Origin of the sequence: Bacillus sp. BB081 (assembly GCF_008368895.1) — a bacterium.
Taxonomy (GTDB): domain Bacteria; phylum Bacillota; class Bacilli; order Bacillales; family Bacillaceae_G; genus Bacillus_A; species Bacillus_A wiedmannii.
The window spans coordinates 1-22,700 of the sequence record NZ_QOZX01000044.1 but is presented as its reverse complement, the minus strand read 5'-3'; the positions used below and the strand labels follow the sequence as shown (position 1 = coordinate 22,700).

General features: G+C 35.8%; 20 protein-coding genes. 17 read left to right on the top strand and 3 right to left on the bottom strand.

Going from position 1 to position 22,700, the window contains the following annotated elements:
- Positions 1–13 precede the first annotated feature (13 nt).
- The 10 genes from DN394_RS19460 (at position 14) to DN394_RS19415 (ending at position 12,217) form a co-directional block, all read left to right on the top strand.
- The gene (locus DN394_RS19460) at positions 14–1,627 is read left to right on the top strand and encodes an MDR family MFS transporter (protein ID WP_097917691.1); all 1,614 of its coding nucleotides are present in this window, start codon (positions 14–16) and stop codon (positions 1,625–1,627) included.
- Positions 1,628–1,765: 138 nt separating this feature from the next.
- Entirely contained in the window at positions 1,766–2,737 is a 972-nt protein-coding gene (gene rbsR, locus DN394_RS19455) for a ribose operon transcriptional repressor RbsR (RefSeq protein ID WP_029437473.1), read from the top strand.
- Positions 2,738–2,750: 13 nt separating this feature from the next.
- A complete protein-coding gene (gene rbsK / locus DN394_RS19450) occupies positions 2,751–3,647 on the top strand; it encodes a ribokinase (protein ID WP_097917690.1) in 897 nt (298 codons plus the stop codon).
- Positions 3,644–4,039, top strand: coding sequence for a D-ribose pyranase (rbsD, locus tag DN394_RS19445; RefSeq protein WP_000716160.1), 396 nt, complete (start codon positions 3,644–3,646; stop codon positions 4,037–4,039). Before rbsK ends, rbsD begins: the two co-directional genes overlap by 4 nt.
- Before the next feature lie 18 nt (positions 4,040–4,057).
- A complete protein-coding gene (gene rbsA, locus DN394_RS19440; protein ID WP_098110427.1) occupies positions 4,058–5,542 on the top strand; it encodes a ribose ABC transporter ATP-binding protein RbsA in 1,485 nt (494 codons plus the stop codon).
- A gap of 2 nt (positions 5,543–5,544) precedes the next feature.
- A complete protein-coding gene (locus DN394_RS19435; protein WP_001074645.1) occupies positions 5,545–6,480 on the top strand; it encodes an ABC transporter permease subunit in 936 nt (311 codons plus the stop codon).
- Positions 6,481–6,494: 14 nt separating this feature from the next.
- Positions 6,495–7,421, top strand: coding sequence for a ribose ABC transporter substrate-binding protein RbsB (gene rbsB / locus DN394_RS19430; protein ID WP_046957314.1), 927 nt, complete (start codon positions 6,495–6,497; stop codon positions 7,419–7,421).
- A gap of 34 nt (positions 7,422–7,455) precedes the next feature.
- Complete coding sequence (gene fsa / locus DN394_RS19425; protein ID WP_000667669.1) at positions 7,456–8,103, top strand: fructose-6-phosphate aldolase; 648 nt, start codon at positions 7,456–7,458, stop codon at positions 8,101–8,103.
- 314 nt (positions 8,104–8,417) lie between these two features.
- Positions 8,418–10,817, top strand: coding sequence for a M6 family metalloprotease immune inhibitor InhA2 (gene inhA2 / locus DN394_RS19420; protein WP_046953795.1), 2,400 nt, complete (start codon positions 8,418–8,420; stop codon positions 10,815–10,817).
- A 623-nt stretch (positions 10,818–11,440) separates the two neighbouring features.
- A complete protein-coding gene (locus DN394_RS19415; RefSeq protein ID WP_249264064.1) occupies positions 11,441–12,217 on the top strand; it encodes an N-acetylmuramoyl-L-alanine amidase in 777 nt (258 codons plus the stop codon).
- Positions 12,218–12,247: 30 nt separating this feature from the next.
- Here DN394_RS19415 and DN394_RS19410 read toward each other — a convergent pair whose 3' ends face one another.
- Complete coding sequence (locus DN394_RS19410; protein ID WP_046957312.1) at positions 12,248–13,426, bottom strand: MFS transporter; 1,179 nt, start codon at positions 13,424–13,426, stop codon at positions 12,248–12,250.
- Between the two features lie 226 nt (positions 13,427–13,652).
- Here DN394_RS19410 and bdhA point away from each other — a divergent pair, with 226 nt between their 5' ends.
- From bdhA to DN394_RS19380, 6 genes are all read left to right on the top strand, one after another.
- Positions 13,653–14,705, top strand: coding sequence for a (R,R)-butanediol dehydrogenase (gene bdhA, locus DN394_RS19405; protein WP_097917687.1), 1,053 nt, complete (start codon positions 13,653–13,655; stop codon positions 14,703–14,705).
- Between the two features lie 118 nt (positions 14,706–14,823).
- Positions 14,824–15,168 (top strand): potassium channel family protein, encoded by a 345-nt coding sequence (locus DN394_RS19400; protein ID WP_000948239.1) that lies wholly within the window; start codon positions 14,824–14,826, stop codon positions 15,166–15,168.
- Between the two features lie 264 nt (positions 15,169–15,432).
- A complete protein-coding gene (gene cerA / locus DN394_RS19395; protein ID WP_000731008.1) occupies positions 15,433–16,284 on the top strand; it encodes a phospholipase CerA in 852 nt (283 codons plus the stop codon).
- Positions 16,285–16,357: 73 nt separating this feature from the next.
- On the top strand, positions 16,358–17,359 hold the full coding sequence (sph, locus tag DN394_RS19390; RefSeq protein ID WP_149294149.1) for a sphingomyelinase C: 1,002 nt from the start codon (positions 16,358–16,360) through the stop codon (positions 17,357–17,359).
- A 108-nt stretch (positions 17,360–17,467) separates the two neighbouring features.
- Entirely contained in the window at positions 17,468–18,640 is a 1,173-nt protein-coding gene (locus tag DN394_RS19385) for an amino acid deaminase/aldolase (RefSeq protein ID WP_046957310.1), read from the top strand.
- Complete coding sequence (locus tag DN394_RS19380) at positions 18,628–19,941, top strand: D-arabinono-1,4-lactone oxidase (RefSeq protein WP_097917685.1); 1,314 nt, start codon at positions 18,628–18,630, stop codon at positions 19,939–19,941. Before DN394_RS19385 ends, DN394_RS19380 begins: the two co-directional genes overlap by 13 nt.
- 7 nt (positions 19,942–19,948) lie before the next feature.
- Here the strand turns inward: DN394_RS19380 and DN394_RS19375 are convergent, their stop codons facing one another.
- Positions 19,949–21,100 carry a VanZ family protein gene (locus DN394_RS19375; RefSeq protein ID WP_000128006.1) on the bottom strand — a complete coding sequence of 384 codons (1,152 nt, stop codon included), beginning with the start codon at positions 21,098–21,100 and terminating at the stop codon, positions 19,949–19,951.
- 172 nt (positions 21,101–21,272) lie between these two features.
- Here DN394_RS19375 and DN394_RS19370 point away from each other — a divergent pair, with 172 nt between their 5' ends.
- On the top strand, positions 21,273–21,476 hold the full coding sequence (locus DN394_RS19370) for a hypothetical protein (RefSeq protein WP_097917684.1): 204 nt from the start codon (positions 21,273–21,275) through the stop codon (positions 21,474–21,476).
- A 117-nt stretch (positions 21,477–21,593) separates the two neighbouring features.
- On the opposite strand, the gene DN394_RS19365 is transcribed toward DN394_RS19370, so the two are convergent.
- Complete coding sequence (locus DN394_RS19365; RefSeq protein WP_097994492.1) at positions 21,594–22,406, bottom strand: undecaprenyl-diphosphate phosphatase; 813 nt, start codon at positions 22,404–22,406, stop codon at positions 21,594–21,596.
- Between the last annotated feature and the right edge of the window lie 294 nt (positions 22,407–22,700).

Genomic DNA, 22,700 nt, shown 5'->3' with positions numbered 1-22,700 from the left:
TTGAGGAGATTACATGGAGCAACAAGAAAACATAAATAGAAAGTTGCTGTTAATCGGTTTAATAATCGCGATGCTATTTGCTGCATTAGATGGAACAATCGTTGGTACAGCAATGCCGCGTATCGTCGGTGAACTAGGCGGATTAAGCTTAATGACATGGTTAACAACAGCTTATATGTTAACATCAACGACAGTTGTACCAATTGCAGGTAAATTAGCGGATTTACTTGGCCGTCGTAACGTATATATTACAGGACTAGTTATCTTTATGGTTGGTTCAGCGTTATGTGGTATGGCAAATGGTATGACAGAATTAATTATTTTCCGTGGTATTCAAGGTCTTGGTGGCGGTATTATGATGCCAATGGCTATGATTATTATCGGAGATATGTTTACGGGAAAAGAACGTGCGAAATGGCAAGGTATTTTTGGTGCGTTATACGGTCTTGCTTCTGTAATTGGACCACAAGTGGGTGGCTGGATTGTAGACGCAGTGAACTGGAGATGGGTATTCTACATTAACTTACCAGTTGGTATTTTAGCAACAATCTTTATTGCAATGGGATTAAAGTCACATAAACAAACAGGACCGATCAAAATTGATATTGCTGGAATCTTTACGATGATTCTCGGTGTTGTAAGTTTATTACTTGCATTAACATTTGGCGGAAAAGACTATCCATGGGATTCTTGGCAAATTATCGGTTTATTTGCATTAGCTCTAATTGGTATTGTTAGCTTTGTTATCGTTGAAACGAAAGCAGAAGAACCAATTTTACCGATGCATTTCTTTAAAAATCGCACGTTTACAATACTGAATGCGATTGGTTTCTTTATGAGTATCGGAATGTTCGGTGCGATTATGTTCGTACCATTCTTCATGCAAGGAATTGTAGGAGTAAGTGCTGCTGAATCAGGAACAATCATGACACCGATGATGATTACAATGATAGTGATGAGTATTATCGGTGGTCAACTTGTATTAAAAGTTGGTGTGAAACCACAAATTATTACAGGGATGCTTATTATGGCTGGTGGTTTCTGGTTATTAACAACGATGGATATGCACACGACTAAACTTACTGCTACTTTTTATATGATGATTATCGGTTTAGGAATGGGTCTTGTTATGCCGACATTAACATTAGCGTTACAAGAAAGTTTCCCGAAAAAAGATCTTGGAGTCGTAACATCATCAAGTCAGTTCTTCCGTCAAATCGGTGGAACATTTGGTATTACAATTTTAGGATCAATTATGAATAACACTTCAGGTACAACATTAACAAAGAATTTAGTACCTGTATTAGATACATTCCCGAAAGAAGCGGGACAAATGGTGACGAAATTTAAAGATATGATTCATACAGACCCACAAGGTTTATATTCGATGCTATTTAGTCCAGAGGCATTAAAACAAATGCCAGAAGCATTCGCTAACAGCATTGTACCAATCTTGAAAAACTCTTTAGTAGACTCACTTCATACTGTATTCCTAACAGGATTAGTATTTATCGTAGTAGGTGCTATCTTTACGATTTTCTTACAGAAGATTAAACTGTCAGATCGTAAAAAAGGCGCTGAAGAGCCAGCTACAGAGGACAAAGAACAAACTGTATCGTATTCGTAATGAAAAAGCATCGCCTTATGGCGGTGCTTTTTTTGAGTATAACCTTAAAAGCTTTTTCGTGAGAAATGATTGACGTATTTCTAGAAATACGTTATATTATTTTCTGTAAACGGTTACATGAAATGGAGAGGGAAGAGAATGAGTACGATTAAAGACGTTGCAAAATTAGCAGGAGTATCTGTTGCTACCGTTTCCAGAGTGTTAAATAAAAATGGATATGTTCATGAAGATACATTAAAGAAAGTAGAACGAGCGATTGAGATGCTAGATTATAAACCTAGTACAGTAGCGCGTTCATTGTATAATAAAAAATCTCGTTTAATTGGCTTAGTTGTTCCAAATATCGTGAATCCATTCTTTCCAGAAGTTGCACGTGCCGTAGAAGATGTAGCGCATAAGCAAGGATACACAGTTGTCCTTTGTAACTCTGATGAGAGTTTAGAGAAAGAAAAGCAATATATTGATGTACTTAGGCAAAATAATGTGGATGGATTTATTGTAGCAACGAATCCACAAAATAGTGTTAATTACATGAAGTTGTCTGTTCCAGTTGTTGCAATTGACCGTATGTTTAATGAGCGTATCCCTACTGTATATGCAGATAACTATGCAGGGAGTCAGGCAGCGACAAAGCTATTAATAGATAAAGGCTGTAAACATATTGCGCATATTCGTGGACCGCGTGACGTAAGCACGGCTAATGAACGTTTTGAAGGTTTTGTAGACGTTATTACACAAAATAATCTTTCTTATATGATTGCAGAGAGTACATTTGATCCAGCTAATAGTGAGCGTGTAGCAGTGGAATTATTAGAAGAATACCCACATATTGATGGAATTGTTGCTGGAAATGATTTAATCGCAATAGGTATTGTAAAGGCTGCACTCCAAAAGGGGATTTCTATTCCAGATGATTTACAAATTATCGGATTCGATGGAATTTCTTTAACAGAAATGATGTATCCATCTATTACAACTGTTGCACAGCCAATTTATGAAATGGGGAAAATTGCAACAGAGCTGTTATTAGAGCAGATGGAAGGAAACGTATTAGAAGAGAAACACTATCGTTTACCGATTGAAATTATAGAACGAAATACAACGAAGTAAGGAGATGAGACAGATGCCAAATATTGCAGTGGTAGGTAGTATTTCAATGGACTTAGTGGCTGTTTCAAAAAAACGTCCGAAAGCAGGAGAAACAGTAATTGGTGAAGCATTTCATACAATCCCAGGAGGGAAAGGAGCCAACCAGGCAGTTGCTGCAGCTAGATTAGGCGCAAATGTAGCGATGGTTGGAGCGGTTGGAAACGATAATTATGGAACTGTAGTTAGGAACAATTTAGAGAACGAACGCGTTTTTATCGACTATGTGGTACCGGTTACAGATACGGCGACAGGAATTGCTCATATCGTTTTAGCAGAAGAGGATAACAGTATTGTTGTTGTGCAAGGGGCGAATGCTCTTGTCAATGAGTCGGTTGTAGATCGTTCAAAAGATCTTCTTATAAAAGCAGATATGGTTGTTCTTCAACTAGAGATTCCACTTGAAACAGTAAAATACGTATTAGCTATTTGTGAGGAACACAAAATCCCGGTTATGTTAAATCCAGCGCCAGCACAAGTGTTATCAGAAGATATTTTAGAAAAAGCAACTTATATTACACCAAATGAACATGAGTGCCGCATCGTATTAGATGATTTCATATCGCCAATTGAAGATTTACTGGCTAAATATCCAAATAAACTATTGATGACAGAAGGTTCTAACGGTGTTCGTTTCCATAATGGTAAGGAGATTATACATGTTCCTAGCATTGCTGTTGATGTAGTAGATACGACTGGAGCTGGTGATACATTCAATGGTGCATTAGCAGTTGCGCTTTCTGAAGGAGAAACACTTCAAAAAGCAATTCGTTTTGCGAATATTGCTGGTGGCCTTTCTGTAACGAAACTTGGAGCACAGGGCGGTATGCCAACGAGAGATAGAGTACGTGAAGTGCAGGTGATTGTCGGATGAAAAAGCACGGTGTATTAAACAGTGAGATTGCATCAGTCCTTGCTTCACTTGGACATACAGATACGATTGTAATCGCAGACTGTGGGCTACCAATTCCTGACGGAGTAAAACGAATTGATTTAGCTGTTGAGATTGGAAAACCTAGCTTTTTAGACGTATTGCAAGTGGTAGCTGATGATATGGCAATTGAAAAAGTAACGTTAGCAGAAGAAGTCATTAACAATAATGCGGAAGTAAATAAAGAAATCGAGCTGAAATTAATAGAGCCAGCGTTTGAATATGTATCGCATGAACAATTTAAAGAGCACACGAAGAAAGCGAAGGCGATTATTCGTACAGGAGAGGCTACTCCTTATGCCAATGTAATTTTACATGCGGGCGTGATTTTTTAATAAAAGGAAGTGATGGGAATGCGTATTGAAATGAAAAATATTTCAAAGGCGTTCAATGGTAATCCTGTTTTGAAGAATGCACAGTTTATGATTGAAACAGGGGAAGTCCATGCATTGATGGGGGAAAATGGAGCGGGCAAATCAACGCTCATGAAAATTTTAACAGGTGTATACAAAAAAGATGGTGGAACAATCACGATTGATGGACAAGAACGAACTTTTAAAAATGCGAAAGAAGCAGAAGAGTACGGTATTGCATTTATACATCAAGAATTGAACATATTATCGAATTTAACAGTAGCTGAAAATATGTTTCTCGGTAAAGAGTTAATGTATGGGAAGACAGGTATTTTGCGTACGCGTCAAATGAACGCGATTACGCAGCAGCAACTAGCGGAGTTAGGGTTACATGTAAAAGGCGCTATGTTGGCAGGAGAGTTATCGGTTGGACAACAGCAAATTATTGAAATTGCGAAAGCGTTAATGACAAACGCGAGCGTTATTATTATGGATGAACCTACAGCTGCATTAACAGATCGCGAAATTGAAACGTTGTTTACTGTCATTAATAAATTACGTAAAGAAGGTGTTTCGTTCGTTTATATCTCACACCGAATGGAAGAAATTTTTTCAATATGTGATGCCATTACGATTTTACGTGATGGGGAATACGTAGGAAAGAGACTTATTCCGGAAACATCATTTGATGAAGTAGTGAGTATGATGGTGGGGCGCAGCATTGGTGAACGTTACCCAGAGCGAAATAGTCAAATTGGCGATGTCATTTTTGAGATGCGTAACGGAACGAAAAAAGGGAAGTTTGAAAATGTTTCGTTTCAAGTGAGAAAAGGTGAGATCCTTGGTGTTGCTGGCTTGATGGGAGCTGGCCGTACAGATATTATGAAAGCGATATTTGGATACGAACCTTTAGATTCTGGTCAAATTTTTATAAATGGACAAGAAGTAAAGATTGATAGTCCAATAGATGCGATTAGACAAAGAATAGCTTTCATTACAGAGGATAGAAAATCTGAAGGATTAGTGTTAGATTTCTCAATTCGAGAAAATTTAGCTTTACCGAATTTAGAAAGTCTTTCAAAGGGAAGTGTCCTTAGTAACGAACTAGAACAACAGTTTACAGCGGATATGATGAAACTTCTTAATGTGAAAGCAGCTAGTGGAGAGCAAGCGGTGAAATCTCTTTCTGGTGGAAATCAGCAAAAGGTTGTTATTGCAAAATGGCTAGGTATCCACCCGCAGTTACTCATTTTAGATGAGCCAACAAGGGGTGTAGATGTTGGAGCGAAAAAAGAAATTTACTCTATTATGAATAAGCTTACTGAGCAAGGCGATGCCGTTATTATGGTATCATCTGAGCTTCCAGAAGTTTTAGGAATGAGTGATCGCGTTCTTGTTATTCATGAAGGAAAGGTCGGCGGCATTTTAGAGAAAGGTGAGGCATCACAAGAGTCTATTATGGCACTAGCTACAGGGGGAGAGTAAGGATGGCTAAGAAGGGGAATGTATTACAACAACTCGGTTCTTTAATCGGTTTAGTATTAATTATCGTCGTAATTACAGCTTTAAATCCAGCATTTATTGAGATTCCAAATTTATTTAATATACTGCGTCAAGTATCGATTAATGCGCTTATTGCATTCGGAATGACCTTTGTAATTTTAACAGGGGGTATTGACTTATCGGTAGGTTCTATTTTAGCATTATCAAGTGCACTTGTTGCTGGAATGATGGCAAGTGGTATGGACCCGTTCCTTGCGATGGCAGTTGGATTATTAGCTGGTCTTGTAATGGGAATTGTAAACGGTATCATCATAGCGAAGGGAAAAGTAGCTCCATTTATTGCAACTTTAGCAACAATGACTATTTTTCGCGGGTTGACGCTTGTTTATATGGACGGACGTCCGATCACTGGTCTTGGTGATCATTTAATGTTCCAAATGTTTGGCCGCGGTTATTTTCTCGGTATTCCGGTACCAGCTGTTACAATGATGGTCGCTTTCGCAGTACTGTACTTCATTTTGAAGAAAACGACATTTGGTCGCCGTACATTTGCAATTGGTGGAAATGAAGAAGCAGCAGCGCTATCAGGTATTAATGTTACGAGAATTAAAGTAATGATTTACGGTCTTTCCGGAATTTTGGCAGCGCTTGCAGGTATTGTCTTAACATCACGACTAGATTCTGCACAGCCGACTGCAGGTACTTCTTACGAACTAGATGCAATTGCAGCAGTTGTATTAGGTGGAACAAGTCTTTCTGGGGGAAGAGGTTGGATTGTTGGTACATTCATCGGTGTACTTATTATCGGTGTACTAAATAACGGTTTAAATTTATTAGGTGTATCTTCTTTCTTCCAACAAGTTGTAAAAGGACTTGTAATCTTACTAGCTGTATTAATTGATCGTCGAAAAGAAGCGTAATGGAGGGACAGTTCATGAAGAAATGGTTACTTATACTCGTTGCATGTATTATGGTCATTACTGCTGGTTGTTCAATGGAACCACCAGAATGGGCAAAGGATTCTAGCGATAAAGGTCGAAATAAAACTATTAAAGTTGGATTCTCTGTTTCAACTTTAAACAATCCATTTTTTGTGACTTTGAAAAAAGGGGCAGAAAAGAAAGCGAAAGAAAGCGGCATTGAATTGATTGCTGTTGATGCACAAAATGATGCAGCAAAGCAAACCAATGATGTTGAAGATTTAATTCAAAAAGGTGTCGATGTAGTTGTTATTAATCCAACCGATTCAGATGCTGTTGCTTCAGCAGTAAGTGCGGCAAATGCAGCGAATGTCCCTGTTATTACAGTAGACCGTGTTGCAAATTCAGGTAAAGTTGTTTCTCACATTGCTTCTAATAATATTGAAGGTGGTCAAATGGCTAGTGATTACATTCGTGAATTAGTTGGCGGGGGAGCAAATGTTGCTGAATTAGAAGGAATACCTGGCTCTTCTGCTGCTCGTGAGCGCGGGAAAGGATTCCATAACGTAGCTGATAAATCTTTAAAAGTAGTTGCCAAACAAGCGGCTGATTTTGATAGAGCAAAAGGATTATCTGTTATGGAAAACATTTTACAAGCAAATGGTGATATTAAAGCGGTGTTTGCGCATAACGACGAAATGGCATTAGGTGCGCTTGAAGCATTGAAGTCTGCTGGAAAAACGGATGTAATCGTTGTTGGGTTTGATGCAACAGAAGATGCTGTAAAAGCGGTTAAAGATGGGCGTATGGCTGCAACAGTTGCTCAAAAACCGGAATTAATCGGGGAGAAGGCGATGCAAACAGCAAAAGATATCACGCAAGGTAAAAAAGTGGACAAATCTATTCCGATTGAATTAGAGCTTATTAAGAAAAACAAATAAATATAAAATGAAAATTAGGAAGGAAGAATAACAAATGAAATTCTTTATTGATACAGCAAACATTAACGAAATTAAAGAGGCAAATGCATTAGGCGTAGTAGCTGGAGTAACGACAAACCCATCACTTGTAGCAAAAGAAGGCGTAGATTTTCATGAGCGTATTCGTGAAATTTGCAGCTTTATAGAAGGACCTGTAAGCGCAGAAGTAATTAGCTTAGAAGCTGATAAAATGATTGAAGAAGGGAAAGAATTAGCGAAGATTGCTCCAAACGTTGTTGTAAAAGTACCAATGACAACGGAAGGTTTAAAAGCAGTAAAAGCATTCTCTGATTTAGGAATTCGTACAAACGTTACATTAGTATTCTCAGCAGTTCAAGCATTACTTGCAGCTCGTGCTGGTGCAACATACGTTTCACCATTCTTAGGTCGCTTAGACGATATCGGTCATAACGGTATGGACCTAATCCGCCAAATCGCAGAAATCTTTGCAATTCACGGCATTGAAACAGAAATCATTGCAGCATCTGTACGTCACAGTGTTCACGTAACAGAAGCAGCATTAAACGGTTCACATATTGCAACAATCCCAGCAAACGTAATTGCTTCATTAGTGAAGCACCCATTAACAGATCAAGGAATTGAGAAGTTCTTAGCTGATTGGGAAAAAACACAAGAGAAATAATAGAACATCAAGAATCCTAGTTTAATTGACTAGGATTCTTTTTTATTTAAAAGAATTTTCATGCAATTTTGCATATTGTCTTTTAAATTTGTTATATAAACTATTTAATATATACAAATCACTCTTTATTTTTCATATTTTGATATAAGAAGATAGAGGGTCTGACCAGAAAACTGGAGGGCATGATTCTATAACAGAAAGTTTAACGTTTATAGAATTATGCCTTTTTATATAGGGAGGGCAGAAAGGAGAGCTTTTGATTTAAACGCACTTATTTATCTGAATTTTAAGTTTTATAAAAGGAGAGAAATAGAATGAGAAGAAAAGCGCCATTTAAAGTGTTATCAACATTAGCAATTGCGGCAATTATCGGATGCACATCTGTAATGAGTGCTCCGCTAGCATACGCAGAAACGCCAGCAAAAGAGAAAGACAATGTATCTACAACACCAATTGATTACAATTTAATTCAAGAAGATCGTTTAGCGGAAGCGCTGAAGGAAAGAGGAACAATAAATCCAGCATCTTCTAAAGAAGAAACGAAAAAAGCTGTAGAAAAGTATATTGAAAAGAAACAAGGCGATCAGGCAAATAAAGAAATTCTTCCAGCGGATACTGCTAAAGAGGCATCTGATTTTGTAAAAAAAGTAAAAGAGAAGAAAATGGAGGAAAAGGAGAAAGTAAAGAAACCTGAAAAAAATGTGAGTCCTGAGCAAAAACCAGAACCAAATAAAAAGCAATTGAATGGACAAGTCCCAACTTCTAAAGCAAAGCAAGCGCCTTATAAGGGATCTATTCGAACTGATAAAGTATTAGTACTACTCGTTGAATTTAGTGATTATAAACATAATAATATTGATCAAACACCAGGGTATATGTATTCGAATGACTTTAGTAGAGAGCATTATCAAAAAATGTTATTTGGTAATGAACCGTACACGTTATTTGATGGTTCGAAAGTAAAAACATTTAAACAATATTATGAAGAGCAATCTGGCGGTAGTTATACGACAGATGGATATGTAACGGAATGGCTAACTGTTCCAGGAAAAGCGTCTGACTACGGTGCTGATGGTAGTAGTGGTCACGATAATAAAGGACCAAAAGGCGCACGTGATTTAGTGAAAGAAGCTTTACATGCAGCCGCTGAGAAAGGGTTAGATTTATCTCAATTTGATCAATTTGATAGATATGATACAAATGGTGATGGAAATCAAAATGAACCTGATGGTGTAATTGATCATTTAATGGTAATCCATGCTGGCGTTGGTCAAGAAGCTGGTGGCGGTAAATTAGGTGATGATGCAATTTGGTCACATCGTTCAAAATTAGCAATAGATCCAGTAGCGGTTGAAGGTACAAAATCAAAGGTAGATTACTTTGGTGGAAAAGTAGCGGCGCATGATTATACAATTGAACCAGAAGATGGAGCAGTAGGGGTATTTGCGCATGAATTTGGACATGATCTTGGCTTACCAGATGAATATGACACGAAATATACTGGAACTGGTTCACCTGTCGAAGCGTGGTCATTAATGAGTGGAGGTAGTTGGACAGGGAAAATTGCAGGAACAGAGCCAACTAGTTTCTCACCACAAAATAAAGACTTCTTACAAAAGAATATGGGTGGCAACTGGGCAAAAATTTTAGAAGTAGATTACGATAAAATTAAGCGTGGAGTAGGAGTTCCTACATATATTGATCAAAGTGTTACAAAATCCAATCGTCCAGGCGTTGTACGTGTTAACTTACCAGGTAAAAGTGTTGAAACGATTAAACCGGAGTTTGGAAAGCATGCATATTATAGTACAAGAGGAGATGATATGCATACAACACTAGAGACACCATTCTTTGATTTAACAAAAGGAACAAATGCAAAATTCGATTATAAAGCAAATTATGAGTTAGAAGCAGAGTGCGATTTTGTGGAAGTGCATGCAGTAACAGAAGATGGAACGAAAACGTTAATTGATAGACTTGGAGAAAAAGTAGTCCAAGAAGATAAAGATACAACAGATGGAAAATGGATGGATAAATCATATGATTTAAGTCAATTTAAAGGGAAAAAAGTGAAACTGCAATTCGATTATATTACAGATCCAGCTGTAACATATAAAGGTTTCGCGATGGATAATGTAAATGTAACTGTTGATGGACAAGTTGTATTTTCTGATGATACAGAAGGACAGGCTAAAATGAATTTAAATGGTTTTGTTGTTTCTGATGGGACAGAAAAGAAAGCTCATTATTACTACTTAGAGTGGAGAAACTATGCGGGATCAGATAATGGATTAAAAGCAGGAAAAGGTCCAGTATATAATACAGGTCTTGTCGTTTGGTATGCAGATGATAGCTTCAAAGATAACTGGGTTGGGGTGCATCCAGGTGAAGGATTCCTTGGTGTTGTGGATTCGCATCCAGAGGCATTTGTTGGCAATTTAAACGGAAGACCAACTTACGGTAATACAGGTATGCAAATTGCAGATGCTGCATTTTCATTTGATCAAACACCAGCATGGAGTGCAAATTCATTAACACGTGGACAGTTTAACTATTCTGGATTACAAGGTGTTACAACATTTGATGATTCAAAAGTATATAGTAACAAACAAATTGCAGATGCAGGAAGAAAAGTTCCAAACCTTGGGCTTAAATTCCAAGTTGTTGGACAAGCGGATGATAAGTCTGCAGGTGCTGTTTGGATTAAGCGTTAATAAAATGGAACTTTAATCAGTCGGAGGTGTTCATCCCCAATGATTATTAGCACACACTTCCTCGTATTCGTCGAATTTCGAGGCGGGATTCTTACTGTCCGCAAATAGCGAGATAAAATAAAAGCACATTCTTCATTCGAAGGATGTGCTTTTTCTTTGTACATTAAGGCATTAATTTATCTATGTGTAGTGTATCAAATTATGTGGGGAAAAGAAGTATTTCCGAGGAAATTGTCGAAAGGATTTCTTTGTTTTTTATGAGAATTGACTCGAAGAACTTTCAGTATATCGGATGGGAATTAATTATTTTAATATGGTAAATGTTCTAATTGGAAAAAAGTAAATACATATTTTTCAAGGTTTTACTAATTTAAGGTGTCGAAATTTAATTATTTTTAAAAAATAAAATTATATATTGCTTTTAGTTTTTGTTTTAAGTAAAATTCATAGGGAATTAATAAGATAATAGTTTAGTAGTTTAATGTAATATTCTTTCGGAAAAAGAAAAGTAGCACGTAGTAAATTTTTAATTTGTAAGTAAAGGGAGAGTAAAGTAATTGAAAGCATGGAAAAATGTATCGTTTGTTATGAAAAGTAGTATCTTTTTATTATGTTTAACTTGTATGTTTTTTATTGTGCCAAGTACAAATGCGAGTGCAGAAACAGTTAAAATTTATCTAGATCCAGGGCATGGGGGAACAGATACAGGTGCTATTGGAAATGGTTTGAAAGAGAAGGATTTAACATTAGATATTGCTTTGCAAATTCGTAATATTTTAAATTCTGAGTATACAGGTCACGAGATTAGAATGAGCCGTACAAGTGATGTGTATCCTACATTAGCACAAAGAACGAATGATGCTAATCAGTGGGGAGCAAACTTCTTCTTATCTGTGCATATCAATAGTGGTGGAGGAACAGGCTATGAGGATTACAGTTATCCGAATGTAGGTGCTCCTACTACAACGTATCACCAATTGATTCATCAAGAAATTATGAAAACAACTGATTTTGTTGATCGAGGAATGAAAACAAGTAATTTTCATGTGTTAAGAGAGACAAATATGCCTGCAATATTGACTGAAAATGGATTTATTGATCGAGCTGAGGATGCTGCAAAGCTTGCCAATGCGGATTTCAGAGAGCAGCTTGCAAGAGGACATGTAAATGGATTAGTAAAATCATTTAATTTACAAAAGAAAACATTCTTACTTCGTGTAAAGGCACCTGAATTATACTATTATAACCAACCTGATTGGAATGCAAAAGCAGGGACTGTGAAACAGGGAGATGTGTTTACTGTTGTAGAAACATTAACTGTGAATGGTTCGAAAATGTATAAATTAAAATCTGGAAATTATATAACTGCGAATCCAGCATATGTTGAAATTATAAATTAAAAGGCTATACATAGAAAGACAATGATGGAATTAACCCATCATTGTCTTTTTTACTTTGCTTTTTTCTTTACTTTTTATTTTGCTTCTTACATAAATCATTCCAGCGAATGTTAATAAGAATGCAGTTCCGATAACGAAGCTGACGCTAGGGGATGCCCCGATTGCACCAACTGTAAAGGATCCAGCAACAACTCCTAATGAGAAGAAAGCATAAAACAATCCGAATGCTTTTCCGCGCTTATCATCTGTCGTATTTTCAACAAGTAATGCATTTATCGATGGGAAAAGGATAGCGAATCCAATGCCATAAATCATCATAACGATAAAGAGCATACCTTTTGTTGCGAATAATCCAAGTAAAGATAACGCGAATGCCATTACTGCAATACCAATTAGCATGAGTTTTGAACGATTAAATCGATCATAAATACGGTTTGTTGGCAGCAAGAAGAAGAGGATAGCGGTAATGCCGAATACACTTAACATCATGCCTGTTGTAGATGCTTTAAGTGCTAATGCCTCAACTTTCACTGGTAGCATATAAGTGACAATTCCTTGTGAAAACATTAGCGTGAAAGCACCAATATATGCTTGCAATAACGGTTCTGATTTCAATAGTTCAATCATATCCTCTTTGTTCATCATTTGTGTTCTTGAAGTATCTTTTCTTGATACGTTATTTGGTAAGAAGAATAGAGATACGATTGTACCAAGGACCATTAAAATAGAAATGGTAATGAACACCCACTCTATACCAGCAGTTGCTTTCATAATTCCACTGAAAGCCGGTCCTACAATTGCCGCTGTTCCAACAGCGGCACCAGATAGAGCCATTGCCTTACCTTGTCTTGCTGAATTTGTTTGTTTTGATAAAAACGTAAAGGCAGCAGGAATTAAAAATCCGTCACTAAAGCCGTGCATAAAGCGCACAACTAATAGTTGTTCACCACTTTGAACAACGGTGTATAACAAGACTATGAAACTCGTAAGTCCCATGCTTATATAAAGTATTTTTTTTGCACCAAATTTATCGACAGCAGCGCCAGCAATAATATTACCGATCATATTAGCGAATGAGTACATACCGACAACTAGCCCAATAATAAGAGGAGATCCTCCAAGACTTTGAGCGAACGTACTCATAATAGGTAATTGTGAAAATGTATCTAGAAACGCTACGATAACAATAAAGTAAATAAAATATTTCAAGCGATATTCACCTCTCCTCTGCTATTATGGCATAATGCTAATTTCAACCGCAATGAAATTAGCATTCACAGATGTGGAAAAAAGTACAAAGTGACAAAATATTGAACGTTATTTGTTAAAATTTAGTGGAAATGAGATTGTTTTTTTGAAATATATGGATAGAAGTATTATAATAGATTTGTAAACTTCACCAGGTTAAGTATATACGTAGAGAGGGATGTATAAAATGAAAGCATTACTTTGGCATAATCAACGCGATGTACGAGTAGAAGAAGTACCAGAACCAACTGTAAGACCAGGAGCAGTTAAGATTAAAGTGAAATGGTGTGGTATCTGCGGAACAGACTTGCATGAATATTTAGCAGGACCTATTTTTATTCCAACAGAAGAGCACCCATTAACACACGTAAAAGCACCGGTTATTTTAGGTCATGAGTTTAGTGGTGAGGTAGTTGAAATCGGTGAAGGCGTTACTTCTCATAAAGTGGGAGATCGCGTCGTTGTAGAACCAATTTATTCTTGTGGTAAATGTGAAGCTTGTAAACATGGACATTACAATGTTTGTGAACAACTTGTTTTCCACGGTCTTGGCGGAGACGGCGGCGGTTTCTCTGAATATACAGTAGTACCAGAAGATATGGTCCACCATATTCCTGATGAAATGACGTATGAACAAGGTGCACTTGTAGAACCAGCAGCTGTAGCAGTTCATGCAGTACGTCAAAGTAAATTAAAAGAAGGGGAAGCTGTAGCAGTATTTGGTTGTGGTCCAATTGGACTTCTTGTCATTCAAGCAGCTAAAGCAGCAGGAGCAACTCCTGTGATTGCAGTAGAACTTTCTAAAGAACGTCAAGAGTTAGCAAAATTAGCAGGTGCGGATTATGTATTAAATCCAGCTACTCAAGATGTACTAGCAGAAATTCGTAACTTAACAAATGGTTTAGGTGTAAATGTGAGCTTTGAAGTAACAGGTGTCGAAGTAGTACTTCGTCAAGCGATTGAAAGTACAAGCTTTGAAGGACAAACTGTAATTGTTAGTGTGTGGGAAAAAGATGCGACAATTACGCCAAACAACCTTGTACTAAAAGAAAAAGAAGTTATCGGTATTCTTGGATACCGTCATATCTTCCCAGCTGTTATTAAATTAATTAGCTCTGGCCAAATTCAAGCAGAGAAATTAATTACGAAAAAAATCAAAGTGGATCAAGTTGTTGAAGAAGGATTTGAAGCACTTGTAAAAGATAAAACGCAAGTGAAAATTCTTGTTTCACCTAAATAATAGAGAATAGTAAAAAGTAGCTCTTTTCTAGAAATAGAAGAGGGCTACTTTTTTTCTATACAGAAAGGTGATAGACTTTCCTTTAACTACAGGTATTTTGTTTGGAAGGGGAAGTCTAATGCTTTCATTTATGTTGACATTGAAACGAATGCTAAAAGCTTGTTTACGAGCGTGGAAAGATAAAGAATTTCAAGTATTATTCGTATTAACATTTTTAACATTAACATCTGGTACGATTTTTTATAGTACAGTTGAAGGATTACGCCCTCTTGACGCTTTATATTTTAGTGTGGTCACGTTGACGACTGTCGGTGATGGGAATTTTAGTCCGCAAACTGATTTCGGAAAGGTATTTACAATCTTATATATCTTTATTGGGATTGGATTAGTGTTTGGATTTATTCATAAGTTGGCAGTTAATGTACAACTGCCAAGTATATTATCGAATAGAAAAAAAGAGTAAAGCATGTCGATGCTTTACTCTTTTTTTACATTAGTTTAGACAATCATTCGTAGTAGCTTAACAATACTTTATTACAATATAAGTGCATTCATTCATTATATTCACTATGTATAAAGTTATAATGATATGAACATTTGCATATTTTAATTTATTGATAGAAATTTCATGAAAGGTGGGATATTCTAGTCATAGGTTAACCGGACGATATCATAGGATCCTAACAAAAAGTTTACAATAATTCAATTATAAAATGGAGGATTTCAGATGAAAAAGAAAGTACTTGCTTTAGCAGCAGCTATTACATTAGTAGCGCCGTTACAAAGTGTTGCATTTGCTCATGAAAACGATGGGGGAAGTAAAATAAAAATAGTTCATCGCTGGTCTGCTGAAGATAAACATAAAGAAGGCGTAAACTCTCATTTATGGATTGTAAACCGCGCCATTGATATTATGTCTCGCAATACAACACTTGTAAAACAAGATCGAGTTGCACAATTAAATGAATGGCGTACGGAATTAGAAAATGGTATTTATGCTGCTGATTATGAAAATCCTTATTATGATAATAGCACATTTGCTTCACATTTCTATGATCCAGACAATGGAAAAACATATATTCCATTTGCAAAGCAGGCAAAAGAAACTGGCGCTAAATATTTTAAATTAGCTGGTGAATCATATAAAAATAAAGATATGAAACAAGCATTCTTCTATTTAGGATTATCTCTTCATTATTTAGGAGATGTAAACCAACCGATGCATGCGGCAAACTTTACAAATCTTTCGTACCCACAAGGATTCCATTCTAAATATGAAAACTTTGTAGATACGATAAAAGATAATTATAAAGTAACGGATGGAAATGGATATTGGAACTGGAAAGGTACAAATCCAGAAGAGTGGATTCACGGAGCGGCAGTAGCAGCGAAACAAGATTACGCTGGCATTGTAAATGATAATACGAAAGATTGGTTCGTAAAAGCAGCTGTATCACAAGAATATGCAGATAAATGGCGCGCTGAAGTTACACCAATGACAGGTAAGCGATTAATGGATGCACAACGTGTTACTGCCGGATACATTCAGCTTTGGTTTGATACGTACGGAGATCGTTAAGTATTAAAAAAAAGGTCAAATCTCACAATAGAGTATTTGGCCTTTTTATAACTAATACATGGAGGTATGAAACGTGAAAGGAAAATTGCTAAAAGGTGTACTTAGCTTTGGGATTGGTTTAGGAGTTTTATACGGAGGATCTTCAGCTCAAGCAGAAACGTCTACAAATCAAAATAATACTTTGAAAGTGATGACACATAATGTGTACATGCTATCAACAAATTTATATCCGAACTGGGGACAAAGTGAGCGTGCTGATTTAATTGGGGCGGCAGATTATATAAAGAATCAAGACGTTGTTATATTAAATGAAGTGTTTGATAATAGCGCATCAGATCGTTTGTTAGGGAATTTGAAGAAAGAATATCCAAATCAAACAGCGGTATTAGGTCGTAGTAACGGAAATGAATGGGATAAAACGTTAGGTAGCTATTCATCTTCAACTCCTGAAGATGGGGGCGTTGCAATCGTGAGTAAATGGCCGATTGTTGAAAAGATTCAATATGTATTTGCAAAAGGATGCGGGCCAGATAATTTATCGAATAAAGGATTTGTATACACGAAAATTAAGAAAAATGATCGTTTCGTTCATGTAATCGGGACGCATTTGCAGGCTGAAGATAGTATGTGCGGAAAAACTTCACCTGCATCTGTACGTACAAATCAGTTAAAAGAAATTCAAGACTTTATTAAAAATAAGAATATACCAAATGACGAGTACGTCCTATTTGGTGGTGATATGAACGTGAATAAAATAAATGCAGAGAACAATAGTGACTCAGAGTACGCATCCATGTTCAAAACATTGCACGCTTCTATTCCATCTTATACAGGACATACAGCAACTTGGGATGCGACGACAAACAGTATAGCAAAATATAATTTCCCTGATAGCCCTGCCGAGTATTTAGATTATATTATCGCAAGTAAAGACCATGCGAATCCGTCATTTATAGAGAATAAAGTATTACAATCGAAATCTCCACAGTGGATTGTTACATCATGGCTTAAAAAATATACATATAATGATTACTCTGATCATTATCCAGTAGAGGCAACTATTTCTATGAAATAGTCCTAAAAAAGTTTCTTCTTAATAGGAAGAAACTTTTTTATTTTGTAGAGGAAATTTCAACTTTCTTTCCAATATGTATAAGACATATTGAAAAGAGGAGAGAAAAATGTGGATCGAGGAATTTTTAAAGAGGTTCCATTACCGTGTGCATTTTTGGATGAAGTGGCTTTAGATAGAAATATTCAATCGATTATAGAATTAAGTGGGAATAAGAAGATTCGTATAGCGAGTAAATCGTTACGTTCTGTTCCAGTTATGCAAAAGATTTTAGCTACAAATGATCGATTTCAAGGTATTATGTGTTTTTCACCTAGAGAGGCTTTGTTTTTAATTGAACAAGGATTCAATGATTTATTGCTTGGGTATCCTGCTTATGATAAAAGAGCTTTACATGAAATTAGTTTGCTAACAAAGCAAGGCCTCATTATAACTTGTATGGTGGATTGTGAAGACCATATTGTTTATCTAGAAAAAATTGCTGAGGAGTCTAAAGGGTGTTTTCGTGTTTGTTTGGATATTGATATGAGTAGTCATTTTTTTCAATTTCATTTTGGGGTCAAAAGATCACCAGTAAAAGATGTGCAAAGTACTTTGAAAATAGTGAGAAGGGTAAAAGAATCATCATGTTTAATACTAGATGGTGTAATGGGATATGAAGCCCAAATTGCTGGGGTAGGAGATCACATACCTAATCAAAGAGTGAAAAGTAAAGTAATTTCGTATTTAAAGAAGAAGTCAGTGTTAGAAGTTAAAGAAAGAAGAGGACATATCGTAAAAGAAATACAAAACCTAGGTATTGAACTAAGGTTTGTAAATGGGGGAGGCACAGGAAGTATAAAAACAACTGAGCAAGATAATTCAGTTTCAGAGATTACAATAGGTTCTGCTTTTTATGCCCCGAAGCTGTTCGATTATTATAAAGAGGTGCAATTTCATCCAGCTGTCGGATTTGCTTTACCAGTTGTGCGTAAACCAGCCCTGTTTATTTACACTTGTTTAGGTGGTGGATATATTGCCTCAGGTGCAATCGGGAAAGATAAAGAACCTGAGATTTGGAGACCAAATGGTGCGAAATTATTAGCTTTAGAAGGCGCTGGCGAAGTGCAAACACCGATTTTTTATAACGGTGAGGAACGAGTAGAGATAGGAGATTCTATCTTGTTTCGCCATAGTAAAGCTGGAGAGTTATGTGAGCGTTTTCCTTTTTTATATCGTGTGAAAGAAGGAGAGATTGTTGGGGAGTATTCAACATATCGGGGGGATGGCCAATGCTTTCTATAAAGGGACAAAAATGGAGAAATTGGACAGGGAATGTAGAAGGAACGCCGCATTATACGATGTATCCAGAAAGTATACAAGATGTAGTAGAAGTTGTAGGGCTTGCTCGAAAAAAAGGGAAGAAAATTCGTGTTGTCGGTTCAGGACACTCGTTTACACCTCTTGTGCAAACGGAAGAAATTTTAGTTTCTTTAGATGAATTGAAAGGTATTTTGGATATGGATGCAGAGAAGATGGTTGCCGAAGTATGGGCAGGAACAAAGTTACATGATTTAGGGAAGTTACTTGAAGAAAAAGGTTATGCACAAGAAAATTTAGGGGATATTGATTTGCAATCGATTGCAGGAGCGATTAGTACAGGGACTCATGGAACGGGTATTACCTTTGGAAGTTTATCAACACAAGTTATAGAGATTACCGCAGTTTTATCTACAGGCGAGAGTATAGTTTGTTCGGAAACTGAGAATGTGGAATATTGGAGAGCCTTTCAGTTGTCGCTTGGAATGTTAGGTATCATTGTAAAAATAAAATTGAAGGTTATTCCAGCCTATTCACTCGTTTATAAAAGTGAAAAACAGTCATTATCTACTGTAATGAACAAGCTAGAAGAATATAAGAAGAATCGCCATTTTGAATTTTTTGTTTTTCCTTATTCAGATGAAGTACAAGTGAAATTTACAAATGAAACAACGGGTAAAAAAAGTGACTTGAAATGGCATAAACTAAAGGTAGAGTTGCTTGAAAATAAGATGTTCTCTTTGTTATCTAAAGGATGTAAATGGTTTCCTTCTATAAGTAAAGGAGTAAGTCGATTATCGGCTAAAGCTGTACCGAATACAAAGATAGTTGGTCCGAGTTATGAAGTATTTGCTACGTCGCGTGCGGTTCCATTTTATGAAATGGAGTATAGTGTTCCTTCAAATTATATGCGGGCCGTTGTAGAAGAAATTTCAAACCTTATTGAAAAGAAAAAGTATAAAGTGCACTTCCCAATTGAATGTCGTTATGTGAAAAGTGATGATATATGGCTCAGTCCAGCGTACGGAAGGGATTCAGCGTATATTGCCGTTCATATGTATAAAGGTATGAAGTATGCTGCTTATTTTGGTGAGGTGGAGAAAATTTTTCTAAAGTATGAAGGGCGCCCGCATTGGGGGAAAATGCATACGTTAACGTACGAAAAATTACAAAATATATATCCAAAAATGCATTCGTTTCTAAAGGCGAGGAAGTTACTAGATGAAGCAGAAATGTTTTCAAACCCTTACACAGAAAAATTATTTACGATTATGAAAAAAAGCTGACAAAGTATTACTTGTCAGCTTTTTTTAGTATGATCGCATTTCTTGTTTGACTAATACGCTCGTAAAATAGTAATTTATCACGACTAAATACATGCAATAAAACATGAATAATAAATAGACCGTTAATTACAAATTGGAATAATAGTATAACTAGTAATACTAAAGGCTCTGTATGATTTAAGATAGAGCTACTCGAAAGAATATAATTGATTCCGCCTAGAATGAAATAGAATATCCCGTAACGAATGAATAATTCTTTTAGTGTAATACGCTCAGCTTGTCCTTTAATATAAATTCGAAGCAACGCTTTTCCTATTGTTCTTCCATTCGTAAAGTATGGAATGATAATAAAGTAAATTAAGATTGAACATGTAATGAAAAGGAGTTCGTATACATTTGTATAAGATTGGATGTTAGCAATAAATAGTGAATTTCCTTTATTTTTAATGAAAGGTACAACGATAGATAAGAAAATCCAATCAATTTGCATAGCGATGAGACGACGAATAAATCCAACTGGTTTCGTTTCTAAATCAATATGAATATCTAATTCACTTGTTTTCGGAAGAAAGTACGTAAATATTGGTGCAATGATAAAACCAATTACGCCGCCTAGCGTGTTTAAAAACAAATCGTCAATATCAAATAAGCGATAGGCACAATTATAAATACCATATAATCCAGTTACTTGTGTTAACTCAAAGAACAGTGAAAGGCAAAAAGAAATGCACACTGTTTGTAAGAAGCTACGTCGGAAGTAATAACGTAAGTACATACCGAACGGAACGGTTAGTAGAACGTTAAAAGCAACTTGTAAAAACGCAGATTCCTTTAATAAATAGAAGTAGGTAGCTGGCTTCGTTAAAATCGCCGAGGTATGATTACTAATCTCTTGTATGAAATAAAATGGCGAGAGTTGCATATGTTGCGTATTAGCCGGTTGTAGGCTACAAGTATCATACGTTTGTGGTAACGGCAAAATCACAAGGAAATAGGCATTTAATAAGTAAAGTAATAATGAATATAAAATAAATGAACGCCATTTATTCAAATAACCGTATTTACGATAATTAAATATTAAAAAAGGGATTAATAGAAACATTGCTAAAATAGGAAATAAAATAAATGCTGTTTTTATTGGAAATAAATATGCAGTCAAAATGAAGCTCCTTTCAATGAAATTTCGTTTATCATTATAACGTTAAAAGAACCTTAAAACAAAATTAAAATATTTCGAAATAGAAAAAATTTCAAATTTAAACGGGATTAAGTTATACTAAATTTAATATAAGGATATTGTGATTATTATAAGTTGAGAGAGGGTACAAGATATGCGATATGAGCTTTTTTCTGTAAGTGGGGATCATATTATTACTTTTGAAAGTGCATGGCGTTTTCAGGAGGGAGAACAGATTTTTGTTCATGATGATCAAACAAAACGAAATTTTATTATTATCCGCCTAACGCATGATGTATTTCAACAAAATAAACATGTTATTCGTTTGTATTGTCAAGAAAAGAAAGTATACGCATAAAAGGGGCCCCTCTTACTGTACAGAAAGGTAAGAGGGGTTTTATCATTATAAAGATATAAAAAAACGAGTCATCCTAATTTAATAGAATGACTCGTTTTTCGATTTGTAAGTTGAACTTTATAAGAAAATAAGAGTAAGTACACCTACGATAATACAATAGAAAGAGAAATATTTTAAATTTCCTTTTGCCATAATGTTCATAAACCATTTTAAAGAAATATACGTCATGATAAATGTTGCGATAAATGCAACGACATATGGTACGAATAATGTGTCTAGATTTGGATCTTTTGCAATGTCTGTAATACTTAGTAATAAACCACCTAAGCTAACAGGGATATATAGTAAGAATGAGAAACGAAGAGCTGTTTCTTGCTTCATACCAAGTAACATCGCTGCGACGATTGTTGCACCTGATCGGCTTATTCCAGGAATTAGTGCGCAAGCTTGTGCTAATCCGATGATAACTGCATCTTTCATAGAAAGATCACCATCATTTTTACGTCCACGTAGGTTTCTAATAATCCAAAGACCGACAGCAGTAATAAGAAGGGAAATCCCAACCATCTTCACGCCTTTTAAGTACTGGTCGATGTAATCTTTAAATAAAACACCAATAACACCTGCTGGAATGGTCGCAATAACAAGGTAAATAATAAAGAAGAAATCTGATTTTGCGCCTTCCGCTTTTGTAAATATATAAGATAGACCATTCTTCGTTAGACGAATTAAATCATTTCTATAAATAAGTAATACAGCTAATAATGAAGCTGAATTAACAAGTAGTTCGAAGCTAAACCCTTCTATTTTTAGTCCTAGCAAATGTTGTGCTAAAACGAGGTGACCACTTGAAGAAATCGGAATGGGTTCTGTTAGTCCTTGGAACAGACCAAGAATTAAATATTTTAAAATGTAGTAAAATTGTTCCATAATAACCTCCTTGTTTATTAGTCGAAAGAAACAACTTTTCCATTATAACAAAGATATGGATGAATATTGAAAAGAAATAAAAATTCGATATATAATAAAAACCTCGTCTTATAGAGAAGTGAACCCGAATAGTGGTACATGAAAAAAACACCTCCTGAATTCGCATACTAAGTATGCAAATTCAATGGAGGTGTTTTTTCGTATGACGACAAGAGTTCATTACCCAGAAGAAACAAAGTGGAAAGTAATTGAAATGAAGAAAGATGGTTATTCAAATCGTACAATTATGGAGAA